The following is a 16,804-nucleotide window of genomic DNA, read 5'->3' as shown; positions in this document are numbered from 1 at the left end:
CGGCCATCTCCCTAACTGAACTCCCCTGTTTGCTGTCCGTCACCTGATATGAGCCGGCCCGTGCCGGAGATCCATTTATCGAGGGAGACGACCATGGACAGCACCGACCGCAACAACCCGGGCTCAGCGCCGCCCGGCAGCACCCAGGAGCACCTGCACGGCATCGCCGACGAAGCCGGTGCATTGCTGAACGAGACCAAGGCCCAGGGCGCTGAGCAGTACAGCCATTACCGCGATGCCGCCGCCGAGCAACTCGACTCGCTCAAGGAGGGCGCGCAATCGGCCGCCCACGCCCTGGAAGACAAGGACACCCTGGGCTTGTCGCAGTACCTGGCACAAGCCGCCGAATGCCTCGGCAGCTTCGCCGAGCAGATGCGTCACCAGAGCGCCGAAGACCTGCTGCACAAGGGCTCGCGCCTGGCACGCGACAACCCGGGATTGTTCCTGGCAGGCAGCGTGGCGATCGGCTTCGGCCTATCACGTTTCCTCGGCGCCAGTGACCGGCACGCCACGCCGTCGACAGGCTCCACTGCACCTTCGGCCTATGGCGCGAGCGAACCCTATCATTCGACGCCGCCTACCCCGGACCGCTCCAGCGATGTTTCGACCCGCGAGCCGTTCACCCCGACCGACCCACTGGAGCTCGGCACGCACTCCCCAACCGCCGACACCCCGCTGCACCGTGACCCGCTCAAAGGAGGTGAATGATGAACAATGACCCACTCAAAAGCCCCGCACCTCATGTCGACGACCAACTGGGCGTTGGCGGCCTGCTGCGACAGCTGATGCGTGAAGTGCCCGAGCTGTTCACCAAGGAGCTGGCGCTGGCCAAGGCCGAACTGCAGCACAACCTCAACACCCTCAAGGCCGGAACCGCTGCGGTCGCCGGGGGCGCCATCGTGCTGCTGGCCGGGTTCATCATCCTGCTCCTTGCGGCGGTGTACGGCCTGGCCACGGTGGTCGAGCCGTGGCTCGCGGCGCTGCTGGTCGGCGGCATCACGGTGATCGTCGGCTTCATCATGCTGCAAGCGGGCAAGAAGCAGTTCGAGCCCACGCACCTGGCGCCTGACCGCACCCTGCATGCCATGCAGCAAGACAAGGACACGCTGAAGAGGAAGCTGCCATGAGCACGTCATTCGAACACGAAGCGCAAAAAAGCCCGGATACCCTCGAGCAGGAAATCAACGCCAAGCGCGATCGCATCAGCGGCCTGGTCGACGCCCTGGAGCAACGCCTGAGCCCGGGCCAACTGGTCGACCAGATGCTTGCCTACACCAAGGGCAATGGCGGAGAGTTCTGCCACAACCTAGGTACCACACTGAAAAACAATCCAGTGCCCACTACCCTGACTGCCCTGGGCCTGGCCTGGTTGGCGATCAACCAGAATCGTCCGTTCAACCCGGGGCCGGCGCATCACGGGCCAGGGTTGGGGGACAAACTCGGGGACGCAGTGGACAGCGTCAAGGGGGCCTTCGCCCAGGCGGGCGACAAGCTCCACGAGGCCACCGACAATGTGCGTGCCAAAGCCCATGACCTGCGCGACAAGGCCAACGAACTGGGGCATGACGCCCGCGATTCGGTCAATGACTCGGCCGACAGCCTGCGCCATCGCGCCCAGGTCGCGGGTGACCAGGCGAGCGCGCTGAAGGGCCAGGTCGACCATTTGCTCAAGGAGCAGCCATTGGTGCTGGCAGCATTGGGCATTGCGCTGGGCGCGGCGCTGGGCGCGGCGTTGCCGTCGACGCGCAAGGAGGACCAACTGCTGGGTTCGGCCAGTGACCGTGTGACTGACAAGCTCAAGGCCAACGCCCAGCAGGCCAAGGACACGGTGAAACAGGGCATCGACCAGGCTGGCGACAAGCTTGCGGCCAGCGATGGTCAGCGCCCCGCAGACACGGACCTGTCATCGGGCCTTGGCTTTCGCGAGTGAGATGTAGGAACGGCCTGGTGTCGCCAAGGGCTGCGCGCAGTCCCTTGCCCCACCAGGCCACCCTCGTTCAATTCAAGCGAAGCGCTCTACCTGCGCCGGAGTACGGCGCATCAGCACCTTGCCACCGCGGATCGACACCAGCGCATGGCCCTGGCTACGAATCATCTCGTAGTCGTCCGGCGCCGACAGCACCAGCAGGTTGGCCGGGCGCCCTACTTCGATGCCATAGCGCTCGCCCAGGTTGAGCGTGCGGGCGCTGTTGTCGGTGATCAAGTCCAACGAGCGCTGGATGTCTTCGTAGCCGAGCATGTGGCAGATATGCAGGCCCGCCTCCAACACACGCAGAATGTTGCCGTTGCCCAGCGGATACCAGGGGTCGACGATCGAATCCTGGCCGAAGCAGACGTTGATCCCGGCACGGTCCAGCTCAGCGACGCGGGTCACACCACGACGCTTGGGCCAGGTGTCGAAACGCCCTTGCAGGTGGATGCTTTCGGTCGGGCACGAGATGAAGTTGATGCCTGAGCGCTTGAGCAGGCGGAACAGCTTGGAGCAGTAGGCGTTGTCATAGGAGCCCATGGCCACGGTATGGCTGGCGGTGACCCGCGCGCCCATCCCACGTACGCGGGCCTCTTCGGCCAGCACTTCGAGAAAGCGCGACTGCGGGTCGTCGGTCTCGTCGCAGTGCACGTCCACCAGGCAGCCGGTGCGCTCGGCCAGGTCCATCAGGAACTTGATCGACGACACGCCCTGGTCGCGGGTGTTTTCGAAGTGCGGAATGCCACCGACCACGTCGGCACCGAGGGCCACGGCCTCGGTCATCAGGGCTCGGCCGTTGTCATAGCTTTCGATACCTTCCTGGGGGAAGGCGACGATCTGCAGGTCGACCAGGTGACGCACCTCTTCACGCACCTCGACCATGGCCTTGAGCGCGGTCAGGGTTGGGTCGGTGACGTCCACGTGGGTGCGCACGTGCTGAATGCCATGATCCACCAGCATGCCAATGGTCTTGGTGGCGCGGCTCTTGATGTCCTCGTGGGTGGTCATGGCCTTGCGCTCAGCCCAGCGCTCGATACCCTCGAACAGCGTGCCGCTCATGTTCCAGGCCGGCTCACCGGCGGTCAGCGTGGCATCGAGGTGGATGTGCGGCTCCACGAACGGCGCGGTGACCAGGTTCTGGCCGGCGTCGATGTCGCCGTCGCCAGCGGATACGGCCACATCCGGCTGGGCATGGATGGCGTCGATGCGCTCACCACTGAGTTCGATGCGGTACAGGCCAGGCTTGCCGCGCAGGCGGGCGTTAATGATGTTCATCAGGCGTTACTCCTTGTTGTTCGCTTCGGTCATGCGCCAGATCAGCAGCGCCACCGAGGCGTTCATGCGAAACAGCGGGTCGTCCAGCGACAGGCCGCTCAATTGTTCGATACGTTGCATGCGTTGGTTGACGGTATTGCGGTGCAGCCCCAGGCGTTGCGCCGCGCGTTGGCCATTGCCGTTCTCGCTGAGCAGGGCATCGAGGGTGTGCAATAGCGCGTGTGGATGTTTGCGCCCGGTTTCGATCAGCGGGCCGAGGGTCTGCGTGACGAAGGCATCGATGACCGCGCGATCTCCAATACCCTGCAACAGACGCAGCACGCCCAGTTCGCTGAAGTCGCACAGGCCGCTGGCCGGGCGCAGGTCCTGCGCCACCTCCAGCGCCTGGCGCGCCTCGTTCAGCGCCTGGCGGTAGTGGGCGCAGTCGCCCACGGGGGACGAGAGTCCCATGAACACCTGCATCTCCCCCGCAGGCTCGGCCAGTTGGCGATGCAGGGCCGCCAGCAGCACGCGCAGGTCGGCCTGGTCGGGCAGCAGCAGGACGAACAGGTCGCCCGGCAACTGCGCGGTGAGCGCGCCCGGCAAGCGCCGGCACCAGGCCTCCAGATGGTCTTCGAGTGCCTGCCGGGCCTGTTGCCACAAGCGCTCGCCCTGCTCCGGCCCGTGCCGCTCGAACAACCCGCTCACCGCCGCCAGCCGCAACGCCACCAGGCGCCGCGGCTCGTCCAGCGGCATTTGCAGGTGCGCCGCGCGCTGCCGGGCGATGGCCAGGCTGGGGTAGTCGCCACTGAGCAACTGGCCAAGAATGTCGTGCCGCGAACGGCGAGCTTGGGCCATTTGCACCAGCGCCGTGCCGATCAGGTGGGTCACCACCACCATCTTCAGCGCATAGGGTTGCTCGATCAGCGGCAGGCCCAGTTGCTCGGCGCGCTCGATCACCTTCGCGGGGATGCTCTGGATGTAGCACTCACCCGTGAGAATGACCAAGCCGGCGATACCCACCGCTTCGCCGTCCTCGACCAGGCGCAATAGGTTGCCCTCCTCGCGCGGGTGGTTGATACCGGTGACGAACACCAGCTCGCCGCCCATCACCCACTCGGCGATGCCTTCGTTCTCCGCCACGTAGGGCCAACGCACGGTGCGCTGCAGGTTGCGCGCGCCAGCACGAACGGCCATGGCCTCCAGCCCTGGCAGGCTCAGCAGTTCCTCGAGGGCCAGGCTCACGATTCAGCCGGCTCCCGTACCACGAATCGGCCTTGCCCGGTCAGCTCGAGCAAGACGATATAGCACAGCGCCGAAGCGCCGATACCCACCAAGGGCGCGACCCAGGGCGACCAGTAGGCCAGCACGGCGCCCACCGCATAGGCGATCAGGCCGATGAGGTTGTAGCGCGGCAGGCGCACCGAGGCCAGGGTTGGGTAGCGACCGCGATGGCGATAGGTGAAGTCCGCCATGATCACGCCACCCACCGGCGGGATGATCGAGCCCAGCAGTACCAGGAAGGGAATCAGCATTTCATACATGCCGCCCACCGCCAGGACGATGCCGACGCCGGCAGCAGCCAAGGTCATGCTGCGACGGCGTTCGCTGCGCAGCAGGTGGCAGGCAGCCGCCGACACGTTGTAGATGGTCGGGCCCTGAATGGTCCAGAGGTTCAGGCAGAGCATGATCACCGCCGCGAACGACAGGCCCTGGAGAATCATCACTTCGACGATGTCGGCCTGCTGGTAGACCATCGCGCACCAGGCCCCGGCCACGACCATCAAGCCATTGCCGAGCAGGAAGGCCACGATGCTGGCGATGACCGCGACCCGCCCGCTGCGCGCCAGGCGCGTCCAGTTGGTCGCTTGGGTGGCGCCGCTGGCGAAGGTACCGAAGACCATGGTCACCGCTGCCGAGAACGTCATCGCCTCGTGGGGTACCAGGGCTGCCAGTTGCTGCAGGCCACCGACGTGGTGGGTGGCGATGACCATGGAGATCACCAGCAGCACGAACATCAGCGGCACCGACACCCGCGAGAGCAGGTCCAGGCCCTTGAAGCCGATGATCGCAGTCAGGCTGAAACCAAGACCGAACAGCACCATCAATGGCACCGTGAAGCCCTCGCCCAGCCCCAGCATCTTCACCAGCACGATGGCGACCGTGGCGGTGCCCCAGGCGTACCAACCCAGCTCGGCGAAGCCAAGGATGAAGTCCGACAGCCGACTACCCGCCTCACCGAAGCAGAAGCGCCCCATCAAAACCGTGTTCAGGCCACTGCGCGAGGCGATGAAGGCCAGGGCGGCGGCGTACAAGGCGAGCAAGCTGTTACCGATGGCGGCGATCCATAGCATGTCGACGAAATTGAACGCCATGCCGAGCTTGCCGCCGGCGAACATGGTGCCGGTGAAGAAGGTGAAGCTGAACAGGACCATGGCGATGGGCAACAGACCCTTGCGTGCGCTCGCAGGGGCTTCGGTCAACGGGAATTCGCTGGGGGCAGTCATTTCGAGAAGAGCTCCGGGTGGAAGGTGGAGCAGCTAGAGCAATATGCGGGCCGATTCGAAGAGGGCTGAACGACGGGATGAAAGCGGGCGTTGGGCATGATTATTTATGTGCAGAGTGCACTTATTTTGCTTTGATAGGGGCTTCTGGATGTGCTTTTTACCCTATTTTGAGGCGCCACGCACCAAGGTGGAACAATGCGTGAAGGATTCCGGTCGTGTTCGGTGAAAAGTCTGCGACGATCTTCAGCGAATGCGCAGCGGCGTCGCTGATGACCATTCATCAGCGCAGCTGCCGGGTGAAATGAATGCCCAGACTGACCTAGCAGTCAGATGAACAAGAAGGCGACAAAGCAAAGGAGGACCGTATGAGCCTTGCGATGACCCTTTTCAGCCTGATCAGCGCCTGGATAGCCGTAGCGTTGGCACTGTTGTGGGGAGTACTGCGAATCGCCCGGCGCCATCAGCGCCCTGAGCCAACCCAGGCGGCTAACGGGACGCCACCGGCGCGCGCAGTCGTGCCAGGCAGGCATAGCCCAGCGCCAGCACGCTGAGCAGCAAGACGCCGAGCACTGCCACCAGTTCGCGGCTATAGCGCGCCACCCACGCGGGGAAGCCCTTGAATTCGCGATAGACCTGGACATCGGCAACGCCATCGGCGTGGCTGATGCCGATTCCACCCTGGCGGATCTGCGAATAATCGGCGTCGAAGTAAACCCAGACCTTGCAGGCGCCGCCAGGCTCGATGGCGGGGATTTCCACGTGGGCCGTGGCCTCTTCCGGGATGGTGTCGTTGCCCTGGGCATCGCGTACCTGCACCAGGCCTTTGGCTGGCAAGCGAATCTTGACCTCGCGCACCGGCGCTTCGCCGGTATTGTGCAGGTCGATCACAAGGCCCGTGCGATGATCCACCAGCCCGGCCTCGAACGGTTTGGCGAACAGCTGCGCATAGGGGGCCTGGGCGAGGTCGACCAGGCGGTCGACCTGTTCGGGCTCAAGTCGGCCTTGGCCGACCGTAATGATGCGAGGACGCAATTGCTCGTATTTGAGCTGCTCGCTGGCCGTGCTGATACGCTCGCTGAATTGGCTGGGGTAAGTGAGATAGGCGTAGGTCAGCGAAGCCTCGAGGCGTGGGCTGCCGATGAAGACCGAATAGGCGGCTACGAGAACCGTCAGGCCCAGCAGCACGGCTACGAGGAGTTTTCCTACTTTTTCCCAGCTCAAGGGCGGTTTCCTTCTGGTCGTTTTTCAAGCGGCCCAAGGGTGCCAATTTAGCGACGTGCAGGCAAGGCCCACACATTTTGGGCGGATCCGCCGCGTAACGCCAGGAGTGTAGCCTCCCTTGTCCGCAGGAAGCCGGCCAGGCGTACGGTGCCCGGATACGGGCTAGAGAACTTTTTGCAAATTGCAGGTCTATGTATAGGCCCCTACCAATGGGCTAAGTCATTAATTTGCAAGAGGTTGTCATCGCCTATGAAATTCCATGTCCCCCGGATGGTGCTGTTTGGCCTGTTCGCGTTTGCGGCGGTGGGTTCGGCGTCAGCCACGCAGATGCATGCCTCCAAACCTGCGCTGGCAGCCCAACCGGCCGCTGTGCAGGCCCCTGCCAATCCGTGGCCGAGTCTGGCCAGCGTGGCCAACGGGCACACCGGGCCTATGCTGGCCCACGACGACCGCTATCAACATGACCACCGTTGGGATAATCGCCGAGAAGAGTGGCGCCGCGAGCAATGGCGCCGCGAGCAGCATCGCCGTCAAATCGAACGCCAGCGCGAGTGGGAACGCCGTCATCACCGGGCGATGGAACATCGCTATGACGACGCCCACCGGCACTACCGTCGCTGACCCTGCGTGCGCAAAGCCTGTGGGAGCGGCCTTGCGTCGCGATGGGGCGCGCAGCGCCCCGTTTATTTCAGCGCTGCTTGAATCGGGGAGCGCTTTGCGCCCCATCGCGACGCAAGGCCGCTCCCACAACGGATTGCGTAGCGCTTGAACAAACCCCGTGGCCTCAGGCCGCAGCCTTGCAGGCCACCACCGCACTGCGCGAGCGCCAGGCAAAGCCCAGCACCATCACCAGCCCAAGCGCTGCCATCGCCGCACCGGCGAACGAGATCGCCGGATAACCCAACCCGGCATTGATCACCGCCCCGCCCAACGCGGCGCCCACCGCATTGCCCAGGTTGAACGCACCGATGTTCACCGCCGATGCCAGGTTCGGCGCATCCTTGGCAGCTTCCATCACACGCATCTGCAGCGGCGGCACCAGCGCAAAGCTCGCAGCGCCCCAGACCAGGATCGCCAATGCCGTCGGCACCGCCCAGCCCAACAACAGCGGGAACACCAGCAGCACGGCAATCAGCACCACCAGCGAAACGATCAGGGTGCGGTCGATCGAACGGTCCGCCGCCTTGCCACCCCACATGTTGCCCAGGGTCAGCCCGACCCCGAACAGCACCAGCATGCCTGTGATGAAAGTGGTCGACGCCTGCGCCTGGTCATGCAGGATCGGCGCGATATAGGTGAACACGGTGAACATCGCGCTGGAGCCGACCACGGTCAGCGCCAAAGCGGCCAGGACCGGGCCGCGGCCCAGCACGCGGATCTCGGCCATGGCGCCGTCGCCCTTGGGCAGCGGCACGTTCGGCAAGGCATACCAGAGCGCCGCCATCGCCACCAGACCGAGGCCAGCGATACCCCAGAATGCCGTACGCCAGCCGAACATCTCACCGAACCAGGTCGCCAACGGCACGCCGCCGATGGTGGCCAGGGTCAGCCCCATGAACATGGCGGCCACGGCGCCGGCTCGTTTCTCGGGCGGCACCACACTGGCCGCCACCACGGCGCCAACGCCGAAGAACGCGCCATGGTTGAGCGAAGTCACGACGCGCGCCAGCAGCAGGCTCAGGTAGTCACTGGCCACGGCAGACATCAGGTTGCCCAGGGTGAAGATCGCCATCAGGCCGATCAGCAGGTAGCGCCGGGGTATCTTCACGGTCGCCAAGGTCATCAGCGGCGCGCCGATCAATACACCCACGGCGTAGGCACTGACCAACAGCCCGGCGGCGGGAATCGACACCCCGAGCCCGGTGGCGATACTGGGCAACATGCCCATGGGCGCGAATTCGGTGACACCGATGCCGAAGGCACCGATGGCGAGCGCGATGAGAGGTAGGTTGATACGCATGGAAATAGCTCCTTATCTATGCCGCGAATGCTACGATCACCGTTTTGAAAGCACTAGATCGCGTTAACGCCAATCACCTTTGCGCAAGAGGCACAAATGGACTACAACGGGCGATCCGGAGAAATGGCGGTTTTCGTGAAGGTGATGGATGCAGGAAGTCTGTCGGCTGCGGCACGGGACCTGGGGCTGACGCCCTCGGCGGTCAGCCGCATCATCGCCCGCGCCGAGCAGCGCCTGGGCAGTCGGCTGCTGTTGCGCACTACCCGGGCGATCACCCTGACCACCGAGGGCGAGGCTTATCTACGGGGAGCGCGGCGCATTCTGGCAGACATGGACGAAGTGGAGCAGGCCATTGCCGACCAAGGCGTGCCGAGGGGAAGGTTGCGGGTCAGTGCCGCGCTGGGTCATGGCCGGCTGACGGTGGTGCCACTGGTGGCAGCGTTCAGCGCGCTATACCCGGAGGTGGTGGTGGATTTGTCGCTGGGCGACGAAGTGGTCGACATCCTGGGGGGCGAGGCAGATGTCGGGATACGTTTCGGTGACCTGCCGGACAGCTCGTTGAGCGCCCGCTGCATCGGTGAAACGGGTCAGGTGGTGGTGGCCTCGCCCGAGTACCTTGAACGCTGCGGCGTCCCCCGTCAACCCGAGGACCTGGCCCTGCACAACTGCCTGCGCTTCAACTTTCGGCGCGCTTCGCCCGACTGGCCGTTTCGCCGCGATGGCGAGGCGTTCACCATCAAGATCAACGGCAACATTGCCTGCAGCAGTGGCGAGGCCTTGGCGCAACTGGCCCGGCTCGGGGCCGGCATCGCCCGTATCGGTGCCTTCACCGTGGTCGACGAGCTGCGCAGTGGCGCCCTGGTCCCGGTGCTGGAGGATTTCAACCCAGGCGACAAGGAGCCGATCCACGCCGTCTTCGTCGGAGGCCCCGCGATGCCTGCGCGGGTGCGGGTATTCGTGGATTTCCTGCTGGCGCAACAGACTCACTGAGCGCCAGCCTGGTTATCGATGGCTTCACAGCGTGACGCGGTGCGAGCCGTTGACACTCATGATCCGCACGCGGTCGCCTACCCGCATGATCTGGCCGTCGACTTCCTGTACATAGGCCCTGGTAGCGCCGCTGTCTTCACGCACGACGATTTCGACGCCTTGCGTGCGCGTCATGCCTTGCTCCATGGCCGAACCTGCCGCGCCACCGGCAACCCCGCCAAGAACGGTAGTGATCATGCTGCCCCGGCCACCGCCGATCGAACTGCCGGCGATGCCGCCGACGACGGTACCCGCCAGCGTTCCTACCGGGGTACGCGTACCTTCGATCTGCACGGCACGCAGCGACTCGATGGTGCCCATGCGCACGGTCTGTACCGAGCGTGCGTCATTGCGCGAATAGGACGAGCCGGAGAGGTTCGAGGCGCAGCCGGTCAACAGTGCCGCGCTGGTGAAAAGAGCAGTGAGCAGAAGGACTGGACGTTTCATGATGACAACCCCGCAAAGGTTTTCTCAAGGATTGCGCAAAGCTTAACGGGCGGGGCCTGAACGGAAATTGAACCGAGGCTGAACCTTGGCTGAACGCAAAGCGTCGCGTCTCAATGTCCAGGCAACTGCCCGGCCAGCGCCTGACGCAAACTGGGCAGATCGCCGAAGCGCCGCTCCTGGGTCACCTTGCCTTGCTCCAGCTCCAGCCACTGCACGCTGTCGCGGTCACCGCCATAGCGCGGGGCGACGCTGCCTTCGCGGTCCAGCAGGATGCGATAGCGCGCCGAACGCATGGCGGGCACCAACACGGCCTGCGCTACCGCTGGCAACCGTTCGATATCGGCGACGAAGACCACGCCGCGTTCGTCGAGATAGCCATCAGGGGTGTGTTCCACCGCGCTGTTGACCAGCTTGGCGCTGGACAGGCTGCGGGCGATCATCACCACGCGGGTATTGGCGTTTAGGGTGAAGGCTTGGTCGAATTGGTCATGCAACGTCCAGCCGCCATCTACCGGCGGGTGCGCGTAAGCCCAGGTACCCACCAGGGCCAGTATCAGGGCAAAGGGTGTTCGCATGGAGGCTCTCACAGCGCGGGTCACTGCTACCGACTGCAAGCGCCGAGCAAACGTTCACTCAGCGGGGCCACCACTGCGGCGACTGCCGCCGCCACCTTCATTTTCTGAAACGTCATCGAACCACTCCATTGCGCTTTGATTGGCATGACTGACGATCGGCCAGCCGTACCGATAGTCTTCATGCTGGCACAGCACGATGACGGGAGGAAACGCTTCCCGAAGTCGCAGTGGTGAATGCAGGGCGCGGCGGTCCGGCGGTTCAGGCCTCGCGTTCCCCGTCTGACCGGACGTGGGCATTATCGCGGCCAGTCTGGGAATCCTGGTCGGAGCCTGGGTTCCCCGGTGGCGGGGTCCAATCGGCGGGCCGCCCCGCGGGACTGGCCCCTTCGGTGCCATGCTTGGGTTCCGACTTCGCCTTCTCAAGCCCCGAGCCGTGGCCAGTGTCAACCGGACCTGGATGAGGTGCGTTGGGGCTGCTGGTGTCGATTGCCATACGATTCTCCCATCTTCCACGCGGGGCATCCGCGCTTGGTAAATCTGAAAGGATTACCTAACCCAAAGTGCCAAGCTGTCGACGGGTGGCAGAACGGTTAAACTCCTGGCGGGACCAACACCCGCCAGGAACGCCCTTCATGCCCTACCCCATCCAGGAAAAACTCGTCGTCGGCGTCGCCTCCAGCGCCCTGTTCGACCTGTCCGTTTCCGACGCCATCTACCAGACCCAGGGCGTCGAGGCCTATCGCCTGCATCAGGAGCAGAATCTCGACGAGCCTTTCCCGCGCGGGGTCGCCTTCCCCTTCATCCGCCGCTTCCTGAGCATCAACAAAGCCTTCCCCAAGCAGTTGCCGGTGGAAGTGGTGCTGCTCTCGCGCAACTCACCGGAAACCGGCATGCGGGTGTTTCGCTCGATTACCCACTACCAGCTGGACATCACCCGTGCGGCGTTCATGTCCGGGCGCTCGCCCTACGAATACATTCCGGCGTTCAACGCCTCGCTGTTTCTCAGTGCACACGAAGGCGACGTGCAACGCGCCATCGACGCCGACTATCCGGCTGGCCTGGTCTTGCCGACACGCATCTACGATGACGAGATCGACACGGAGCTGCGGGTGGCATTCGACTTCGATGGCGTGATCGCCGACGACGAAGCGGAAAGCGTATACAAGCAACGCCTCGACCTGGAAGCGTTCCAGGCCCACGAGCACGCCCGCAAAGCGATTCCGCACCAGCCGGGGCCATTGGCGGACTTGTTTCGCAAGCTGTCGCTGATTCGAGCGTTGGAGGATCGCCAGTTGGCGGAGGACCCGAACTACCAGCGCATTCTGCGCATCGCCATCGTCACGGCGCGCAATGCGCCTTCCCATGAACGGGTCGTCACGACGTTGAAGAACTGGGGGGTGTCGCCGGACGAGTCGTTCTTCCTGGGCGGGATGGAAAAACACCGGGTACTACGGATTCTGAAGCCACATATGTTCTTCGATGACCAAAGAAGCCATCTGGACTCGGCAGCAGGCGACCTACCGATGGTGCATGTGCCGTTCGGGGTGGCGAACAAGGTGCCGACAGGGGGACAAGGCTGACGCCCGCCATGCAATGGCGGGCGACATCAAGCCTGTGTGAATCAGCGAGGGCCGCTGCCACCGCCCATGCTGTGACCGCCGCCGAAACCACCACCGCCACCGCCATGACCACCACCGTGACCACCGCCGCCTCCTGGAGGCATGAACATCCAGCAACCCGACAACGTGGATACCAGCGCAGCCACCAGTGCTGCGCGGAAAAGATGTTTCGACTTCATTAAAACACTCCAAAAGGCTAGTTCTGCCGCCGGCTGAAAGCAGGCCTGGGCAGCGCAGGGATTCTAGAGTGGACGCTTGCGGAGCCAGGCAGGCTTTTACCTATCTTTACACTCGGTCGGACGAGCGGTGCCCCTGTGTCCCATTTGTTGAACGTGTCGTCCCAGACAGAGTCTCCAAGGAAGAGGCCCCAATCTTGCAGATGCCTTAATCGCCAAGAGGGGTACTGAACCGGTAACGACGAGCTGAGCGTGCACATGCGGGATAAACGAAATCAAGAGTTGAGGGCGAGAGCCACCATTATCTGCCTGCGCAGCGGCAAGGTGCTTCTGGTTCGAAAGAAAGGCGGCAAGTGGAATTTCCCAGGGGGTGCAATCGAGTCCGGCGAAACGCCTGTCGCAGCCGCTGCCAGGGAGCTTCGAGAGGAAACGTCCATCGAGGGACACGGCCTGCTTTCACTGTGCACCCTGAAAGTCGGCTCCACGCTCCATCACATCTTCACAACCTATTTTCACGATGACGAGAAACCCGTGGCCTCCAATGAAATCGTGGCGTGCAGATGGGTGCCCAGAGATAAGCTGAGCCCGTCGATGCTGAAAGCGACCGCCGCAGGATTGATTTCCACGCAGCTCCCAGCACTGCTCCCCTGAGTTTCGCCCCATAATGGAGCTCGCGCCTCAACCGGCTGGCATATCAGCTTGGTGATGCAACACCCCGGGCTTGCTGCTCCAGGTGCACCTGCAACGTAGGATCGATTTGCAGCGCGCTGGCTAACTCGTCAAGGTAGGCACGCTCTGCATCCTGCTGGTCATTCACCAGCATCACGCTGGCCAGGTACATTTCTGCGGCCATGGCCGGGTCCTCGGCGGACTGGGCCACCTCGGCAGCATCGAGTGGCTTGCTGACCTCCTCATCCAGCCATTGCTGCAGTTGCGGGTCGCCGGTGTGACGTTTGATTTCGGCGTAGATCAACTGCTCTTCGTGCTTGTCGATGCGACCGTCAGCCTTGGCTGCCGCAATCAGCGCTCGCAGGATTGCATGGCTGTGACCCTCCGCCTCGGGGCCGGACAGTTGATCGACCGTTCGTAATGCCTGTTGCGGCGCCGCCGCCTGGCTACGCTGCCAGCTTTGATAAGCCTGGAACGCCATCATGCCCAACGACGCCAACGCCGCGTAGTTGACACCACCCGCGGAGCGCCCCTGGCTAGAGCCTGCAGCGCTGCCACCAGCGCCACCCAACAGGCCGCCCAGCAAACCTCCAAGGCCACCACTGCCCCCCGTCGCACCGCCGCCGCCAAGCAGACCGCCCAGCAAGCCGCCCAGACCGCCCAGGCCATCTTGCGCTGACGCGCCGCCATTTCCTTGCTGCGCTCGCGAGCCCTGTCCGGCCCGCAGTAACTGTTCGAGTAGATCACTGGTGTTCATGGCATCGCCCTCGGTCGGTAGTCGTTGCCCAGACAAGCAACCATAGTCGCCAGAGGGCGATCCATCAGGACCGACTGACCGACGGAGGCCCTGGCGGGGCGACGGTCCTGCGGGTGTTCACACCGCCTGGCCCACCCGCACCAACCCCTTGCCGCCATAGCTACGAAGCTGCAACCCGTGCAAGTGGTTCGCCAACTGCTCGAACGGCACAACGTTGACACTGTCGGGCTGCCACTGCCCGCGCCCCAGGGCAGCGAACATCCGCTCCCCGGCATCCACCAACTCCTGCCAGGTACGCTCATCGCCATAAGGATGCGATGCACCCAGTGCCACCTCGTGCAGCGACAGCGTGCGGGTGAACGGCGCGATCGGCGAGGCCGCCAGGCGGTCTTGCACGCAGACCAGGTGGCCATTGGTGCGCAGTGCCGGCGCCAGCCAGGCCGCATGCTGGGCATTGACCATGTCGATGACCGCATCGAAGCGCTCGGGCGCCTGCCAGGGTGAGCCGAGTGGGCCCGGCAGGCACTCGGCGACGCCCAGCGCGGTCAGGCGCTGCGCATGGCGTGGATTGCTCAGGGCGGTAACGTGCAAGCCACGGCGCACCGCAAGCTGGACCAGGTGATGGGCGACGGATCCACCGGCACCGCCGACCAGCAGGGTCTGGCAGGCGGCTGGCAGCTTCTCCAGCGCAAGCCACGCCGTCAGGCCTGGGCATGGCAAGCCTGCCGCGTCCTCCCAACTGACATCAGCGGGAATGCGCAGTACCGCTCGCGCCTTCACCGGCGTGTGCTCGGCATAGCTGCCATGGCGAGCCAGGTCCTGGTGGTAGGCGACGCGCTGGCCGATCCAGGTTGCTGGTACGCCCTCGCCCACGGCGACCACCACACCCGCGCCATCGACACCCGGCACATGGCCAGGGTGCCAGTCCACCAGGCTGCCGCCCAGCACTTTCCAATCGACCGGATTGAGGCCGATGACCACGTTGCGGATCAGCACATCGCCCGCCTCAGGCTGCGGGACCGGGCATTCGGTCAGTTGCAGCTCGGCCGGGTTGGCACTGCCCTGCCAGGTGAAGGCACGATGCGTGGTTGCCAGCGTCATGATTGATAGGCTCCTGCAGAGTAGGTCAGCTCGTAGCTGTGGCTGTAGATTTCGAGGATATTGCCGAAGGGATCTTCCATGTAGACCATGCGATAAGGCTTCTCGCCAGGGAAGTATTCGCGCACCGGCATGCGCTGCTTGCCGCCCGCTGCAACGATTTTCGCTGCCAGGCCTTCGACGTCCGGGTCCTGCACGCAGAAGTGGAAGACACCGGTCTTCCAGTATTCGAAGTTGTTCTCCGGGCGCTGGGCATTGCGGAACTCGAAGATCTCCACGCCGACACGGTCGCCGGTCGACAGGTGGGCGATGCGGAACGAACCCCAGCCTGCGCCGAACACGTCTGTGCACATCACGCCGATCGCGCTGTCATCTTCGCTGATGGTGGTCGGCGGCATGATCAGGTACCAGCCGAGCACCTCGGTGTAGAACTTGACGGCGCCATCCAGGTCGGTGACCGACAGGCCGATGTGAGAGAAATTACGCGGGTAGACGGGCATGGTCTTGGCACTCCACACATGAGATGGCACCACCCTATCGCTGCGTAGCTATAATGAAAACACTGTACAAGTTATGGCTACGATAAGACTTCATGATGGTTAATCCCCAGTGGCTCACCTCCTTCGCCATGCTCGCCGAGCTGGGCAACTTCACCCGCAGTGCCGAGCGCCTGGGCCTCACCCAGGCCGCCGTGAGTCAGCACATCCGCTACCTGGAGCAGCAGTTCGGTACCTTGTTCATTCGCCACCATCGGCATGTCGAGCTGACCCCCGCAGGCAGTGCCCTGCTCGACTACCAGCGCGAGCTGGAACGCGCCGGTCGCGCCCTGGACGCCCGGCTCAATGCCGCCGAGCAGGATGTCGGCGATATCGCCCTGGTCACCCCCGGCAGCATCGGCCTGGCGCTCTATCCGCTGCTGCTCGACTACCAGCAGGCGCATCCGGGCCTGGTGGTGCGACACCGCTTCGCCCCGGATGTCGAAGTGCCGGAAGCGGTGCTGAGCAACCGCTTCGAGATGGGCATCCTGACGTACAAACCCGACAACGACAGGCTTCAGGCCGAGCGTTTTGCCGAAGAGCCGCTGGAGCTGATATTGCCAGCGGCGGTACCTTACGCGGGCTTCGAAACCCTGATCGAGCTGGGCTTCATCGACCACCCCGACGGCGTCGGCATGGCCACCCGCCTGCTCAGCCGGCGCTATCCGGAGTCGCCGAGTATCCGCGAGATCCCGGTGCGCGGCTTCAGCAACCAGGTGGGGCTGATTCTCGAGCCCGTGGCCCGCGGGCTTGGCTTCACGGTATTGCCGCGATTCGCCCGCCAGGCATTCCGCCAGCAGGAGGCCTTGCAGGTAGTGGAATGCGGCAACCCGGTGGTCGATACGTTGTGGCTGATCCATCGCTCGGAGTGGCCGTTGTCGTCCAGGGCACGGCGCACAGTGGATGCACTGAAAATACGGCTGAATGCCAGTACCGGAAATTGATTTGATAATAGTTATCACTTAATGTTGCTCCCTCGCGCCGGAG

At 64.1% G+C, this 16,804-nt stretch carries 20 protein-coding genes; 9 read left to right on the top strand and 11 right to left on the bottom strand.

What is annotated here, in order from left to right:
- The first annotated feature begins 93 nt into the window (after positions 1 to 93).
- From E6B08_RS10705 to E6B08_RS10695, 3 genes are read left to right on the top strand one after another with little or no spacing between them, the layout of a single operon-like run.
- Complete coding sequence (locus E6B08_RS10705) at positions 94 to 708, top strand: hypothetical protein (protein ID WP_136913969.1); 615 nt, start codon at positions 94 to 96, stop codon at positions 706 to 708.
- Entirely contained in the window at positions 705 to 1,127 is a 423-nt protein-coding gene (locus E6B08_RS10700) for a phage holin family protein (protein ID WP_416194379.1), read from the top strand. The genes E6B08_RS10705 and E6B08_RS10700 overlap by 4 nt, the downstream gene beginning before the upstream one ends.
- Positions 1,124 to 1,930 (top strand): DUF3618 domain-containing protein, encoded by an 807-nt coding sequence (locus tag E6B08_RS10695; RefSeq protein ID WP_136913967.1) that lies wholly within the window; start codon positions 1,124 to 1,126, stop codon positions 1,928 to 1,930. The genes E6B08_RS10700 and E6B08_RS10695 overlap by 4 nt, the downstream gene beginning before the upstream one ends.
- Positions 1,931 to 2,002: 72 nt before the next feature.
- On the opposite strand, the gene codA is transcribed toward E6B08_RS10695, so the two are convergent.
- From codA to codB, 3 genes are read right to left on the bottom strand one after another with little or no spacing between them, the layout of a single operon-like run.
- Entirely contained in the window at positions 2,003 to 3,244 is a 1,242-nt protein-coding gene (gene codA, locus E6B08_RS10690; RefSeq protein ID WP_136913966.1) for a cytosine deaminase, read from the bottom strand.
- 6 nt (positions 3,245 to 3,250) lie between these two features.
- The gene (locus tag E6B08_RS10685) at positions 3,251 to 4,468 is read right to left on the bottom strand and encodes a PucR family transcriptional regulator (protein ID WP_136913965.1); all 1,218 of its coding nucleotides are present in this window, start codon (positions 4,466 to 4,468) and stop codon (positions 3,251 to 3,253) included.
- Positions 4,465 to 5,730 (bottom strand): cytosine permease, encoded by a 1,266-nt coding sequence (gene codB / locus E6B08_RS10680; RefSeq protein ID WP_136913964.1) that lies wholly within the window; start codon positions 5,728 to 5,730, stop codon positions 4,465 to 4,467. Before codB ends, E6B08_RS10685 begins: the two co-directional genes overlap by 4 nt.
- A 365-nt stretch (positions 5,731 to 6,095) precedes the next feature.
- Between codB and E6B08_RS31095 the strand changes: the two genes are divergently transcribed.
- Positions 6,096 to 6,281: a hypothetical protein gene (locus tag E6B08_RS31095; protein WP_136913963.1), complete on the top strand. Its 186-nt coding sequence runs from the start codon at positions 6,096 to 6,098 to the stop codon at positions 6,279 to 6,281.
- On the opposite strand, the gene E6B08_RS10670 is transcribed toward E6B08_RS31095, so the two are convergent.
- Positions 6,217 to 6,951 carry a hypothetical protein gene (locus E6B08_RS10670; protein WP_136913962.1) on the bottom strand — a complete coding sequence of 245 codons (735 nt, stop codon included), beginning with the start codon at positions 6,949 to 6,951 and terminating at the stop codon, positions 6,217 to 6,219. The two genes, E6B08_RS31095 and E6B08_RS10670, sit on opposite strands and share 65 nt — an antisense overlap.
- A gap of 249 nt (positions 6,952 to 7,200) precedes the next feature.
- Between E6B08_RS10670 and E6B08_RS10665 the strand changes: the two genes are divergently transcribed.
- Positions 7,201 to 7,572, top strand: coding sequence for a hypothetical protein (locus E6B08_RS10665; protein WP_136913961.1), 372 nt, complete (start codon positions 7,201 to 7,203; stop codon positions 7,570 to 7,572).
- 163 nt (positions 7,573 to 7,735) lie between these two features.
- On the opposite strand, the gene E6B08_RS10660 is transcribed toward E6B08_RS10665, so the two are convergent.
- On the bottom strand, positions 7,736 to 8,911 hold the full coding sequence (locus tag E6B08_RS10660) for an MFS transporter (RefSeq protein ID WP_136913960.1): 1,176 nt from the start codon (positions 8,909 to 8,911) through the stop codon (positions 7,736 to 7,738).
- 96 nt (positions 8,912 to 9,007) lie between these two features.
- Here E6B08_RS10660 and E6B08_RS10655 point away from each other — a divergent pair, with 96 nt between their 5' ends.
- The gene (locus E6B08_RS10655) at positions 9,008 to 9,901 is read left to right on the top strand and encodes a LysR family transcriptional regulator (protein WP_136913959.1); all 894 of its coding nucleotides are present in this window, start codon (positions 9,008 to 9,010) and stop codon (positions 9,899 to 9,901) included.
- A 24-nt stretch (positions 9,902 to 9,925) separates the two neighbouring features.
- Here the strand turns inward: E6B08_RS10655 and E6B08_RS10650 are convergent, their stop codons facing one another.
- Complete coding sequence (locus E6B08_RS10650) at positions 9,926 to 10,387, bottom strand: glycine zipper 2TM domain-containing protein (RefSeq protein WP_136913958.1); 462 nt, start codon at positions 10,385 to 10,387, stop codon at positions 9,926 to 9,928.
- Positions 10,388 to 10,497: 110 nt separating this feature from the next.
- On the bottom strand, positions 10,498 to 10,962 hold the full coding sequence (locus E6B08_RS10645; RefSeq protein WP_136913957.1) for a hypothetical protein: 465 nt from the start codon (positions 10,960 to 10,962) through the stop codon (positions 10,498 to 10,500).
- A 632-nt stretch (positions 10,963 to 11,594) separates the two neighbouring features.
- Between E6B08_RS10645 and E6B08_RS10635 the strand changes: the two genes are divergently transcribed.
- Complete coding sequence (locus E6B08_RS10635) at positions 11,595 to 12,542, top strand: 5'-nucleotidase (protein WP_136913955.1); 948 nt, start codon at positions 11,595 to 11,597, stop codon at positions 12,540 to 12,542.
- Between the two features lie 41 nt (positions 12,543 to 12,583).
- On the opposite strand, the gene E6B08_RS30820 is transcribed toward E6B08_RS10635, so the two are convergent.
- Positions 12,584 to 12,760, bottom strand: a complete 177-nt coding sequence (locus E6B08_RS30820) for a hypothetical protein (protein WP_192938640.1) — start codon at positions 12,758 to 12,760, stop codon at positions 12,584 to 12,586.
- A 255-nt stretch (positions 12,761 to 13,015) separates the two neighbouring features.
- On the opposite strand from E6B08_RS30820, the gene E6B08_RS10630 reads away from it, so the two are divergent.
- Positions 13,016 to 13,408, top strand: a complete 393-nt coding sequence (locus E6B08_RS10630) for an NUDIX domain-containing protein (RefSeq protein ID WP_136913954.1) — start codon at positions 13,016 to 13,018, stop codon at positions 13,406 to 13,408.
- Positions 13,409 to 13,451: 43 nt separating this feature from the next.
- Here the strand turns inward: E6B08_RS10630 and E6B08_RS10625 are convergent, their stop codons facing one another.
- The 3 genes from E6B08_RS10625 to E6B08_RS10615 all read right to left on the bottom strand — a co-directional run bounded on the left by E6B08_RS10625 (position 13,452) and on the right by E6B08_RS10615 (position 15,781).
- Positions 13,452 to 14,183 (bottom strand): tellurite resistance TerB family protein, encoded by a 732-nt coding sequence (locus E6B08_RS10625; protein ID WP_136913953.1) that lies wholly within the window; start codon positions 14,181 to 14,183, stop codon positions 13,452 to 13,454.
- Between the two features lie 117 nt (positions 14,184 to 14,300).
- On the bottom strand, positions 14,301 to 15,284 hold the full coding sequence (locus E6B08_RS10620) for an alcohol dehydrogenase catalytic domain-containing protein (protein WP_136913952.1): 984 nt from the start codon (positions 15,282 to 15,284) through the stop codon (positions 14,301 to 14,303).
- Positions 15,281 to 15,781, bottom strand: a complete 501-nt coding sequence (locus tag E6B08_RS10615; RefSeq protein WP_136913951.1) for a lactoylglutathione lyase family protein — start codon at positions 15,779 to 15,781, stop codon at positions 15,281 to 15,283. The genes E6B08_RS10620 and E6B08_RS10615 overlap by 4 nt, the downstream gene beginning before the upstream one ends.
- A 92-nt stretch (positions 15,782 to 15,873) precedes the next feature.
- Here E6B08_RS10615 and E6B08_RS10610 point away from each other — a divergent pair, with 92 nt between their 5' ends.
- Positions 15,874 to 16,761: a LysR family transcriptional regulator gene (locus E6B08_RS10610; RefSeq protein WP_238349308.1), complete on the top strand. Its 888-nt coding sequence runs from the start codon at positions 15,874 to 15,876 to the stop codon at positions 16,759 to 16,761.
- Positions 16,762 to 16,804 lie beyond the last annotated feature (43 nt).

The organism is Pseudomonas putida (assembly GCF_005080685.1).
Lineage (GTDB): Bacteria > Pseudomonadota > Gammaproteobacteria > Pseudomonadales > Pseudomonadaceae > Aquipseudomonas > Aquipseudomonas putida_V.
This window is presented reverse-complemented; position numbering and strand designations above follow the sequence as displayed.

Bases quoted from the DNA above. Each gene is read 5' to 3' on its own strand.
- E6B08_RS10625 (WP_136913953.1), bottom strand. From the start codon at position 14,183: ATGAACACCAGTGATCTACTCGAACAGTTACTGCGGGCCGGACAGGGC.
- E6B08_RS31095 (WP_136913963.1), top strand. From the start codon at position 6,096: ATGAGCCTTGCGATGACCCTTTTCAGCCTGATCAGCGCCTGGATAGCC.
- E6B08_RS10630 (WP_136913954.1), top strand. From the start codon at position 13,016: ATGCGGGATAAACGAAATCAAGAGTTGAGGGCGAGAGCCACCATTATC.
- E6B08_RS10660 (WP_136913960.1), bottom strand. From the start codon at position 8,911: ATGCGTATCAACCTACCTCTCATCGCGCTCGCCATCGGTGCCTTCGGC.
- E6B08_RS10645 (WP_136913957.1), bottom strand. From the start codon at position 10,962: ATGCGAACACCCTTTGCCCTGATACTGGCCCTGGTGGGTACCTGGGCT.
- E6B08_RS10700 (WP_416194379.1), top strand. From the start codon at position 705: ATGATGAACAATGACCCACTCAAAAGCCCCGCACCTCATGTCGACGAC.
- codA (WP_136913966.1), bottom strand. From the start codon at position 3,244: ATGAACATCATTAACGCCCGCCTGCGCGGCAAGCCTGGCCTGTACCGC.
- E6B08_RS30820 (WP_192938640.1), bottom strand. From the start codon at position 12,760: ATGAAGTCGAAACATCTTTTCCGCGCAGCACTGGTGGCTGCGCTGGTA.
- E6B08_RS10620 (WP_136913952.1), bottom strand. From the start codon at position 15,284: ATGACGCTGGCAACCACGCATCGTGCCTTCACCTGGCAGGGCAGTGCC.
- E6B08_RS10655 (WP_136913959.1), top strand. From the start codon at position 9,008: ATGGACTACAACGGGCGATCCGGAGAAATGGCGGTTTTCGTGAAGGTG.
- E6B08_RS10615 (WP_136913951.1), bottom strand. From the start codon at position 15,781: ATGCCCGTCTACCCGCGTAATTTCTCTCACATCGGCCTGTCGGTCACC.
- E6B08_RS10635 (WP_136913955.1), top strand. From the start codon at position 11,595: ATGCCCTACCCCATCCAGGAAAAACTCGTCGTCGGCGTCGCCTCCAGC.
- E6B08_RS10705 (WP_136913969.1), top strand. From the start codon at position 94: ATGGACAGCACCGACCGCAACAACCCGGGCTCAGCGCCGCCCGGCAGC.
- E6B08_RS10695 (WP_136913967.1), top strand. From the start codon at position 1,124: ATGAGCACGTCATTCGAACACGAAGCGCAAAAAAGCCCGGATACCCTC.
- codB (WP_136913964.1), bottom strand. From the start codon at position 5,730: ATGACTGCCCCCAGCGAATTCCCGTTGACCGAAGCCCCTGCGAGCGCA.
- E6B08_RS10610 (WP_238349308.1), top strand. From the start codon at position 15,874: ATGATGGTTAATCCCCAGTGGCTCACCTCCTTCGCCATGCTCGCCGAG.
- E6B08_RS10665 (WP_136913961.1), top strand. From the start codon at position 7,201: ATGAAATTCCATGTCCCCCGGATGGTGCTGTTTGGCCTGTTCGCGTTT.
- E6B08_RS10650 (WP_136913958.1), bottom strand. From the start codon at position 10,387: ATGAAACGTCCAGTCCTTCTGCTCACTGCTCTTTTCACCAGCGCGGCA.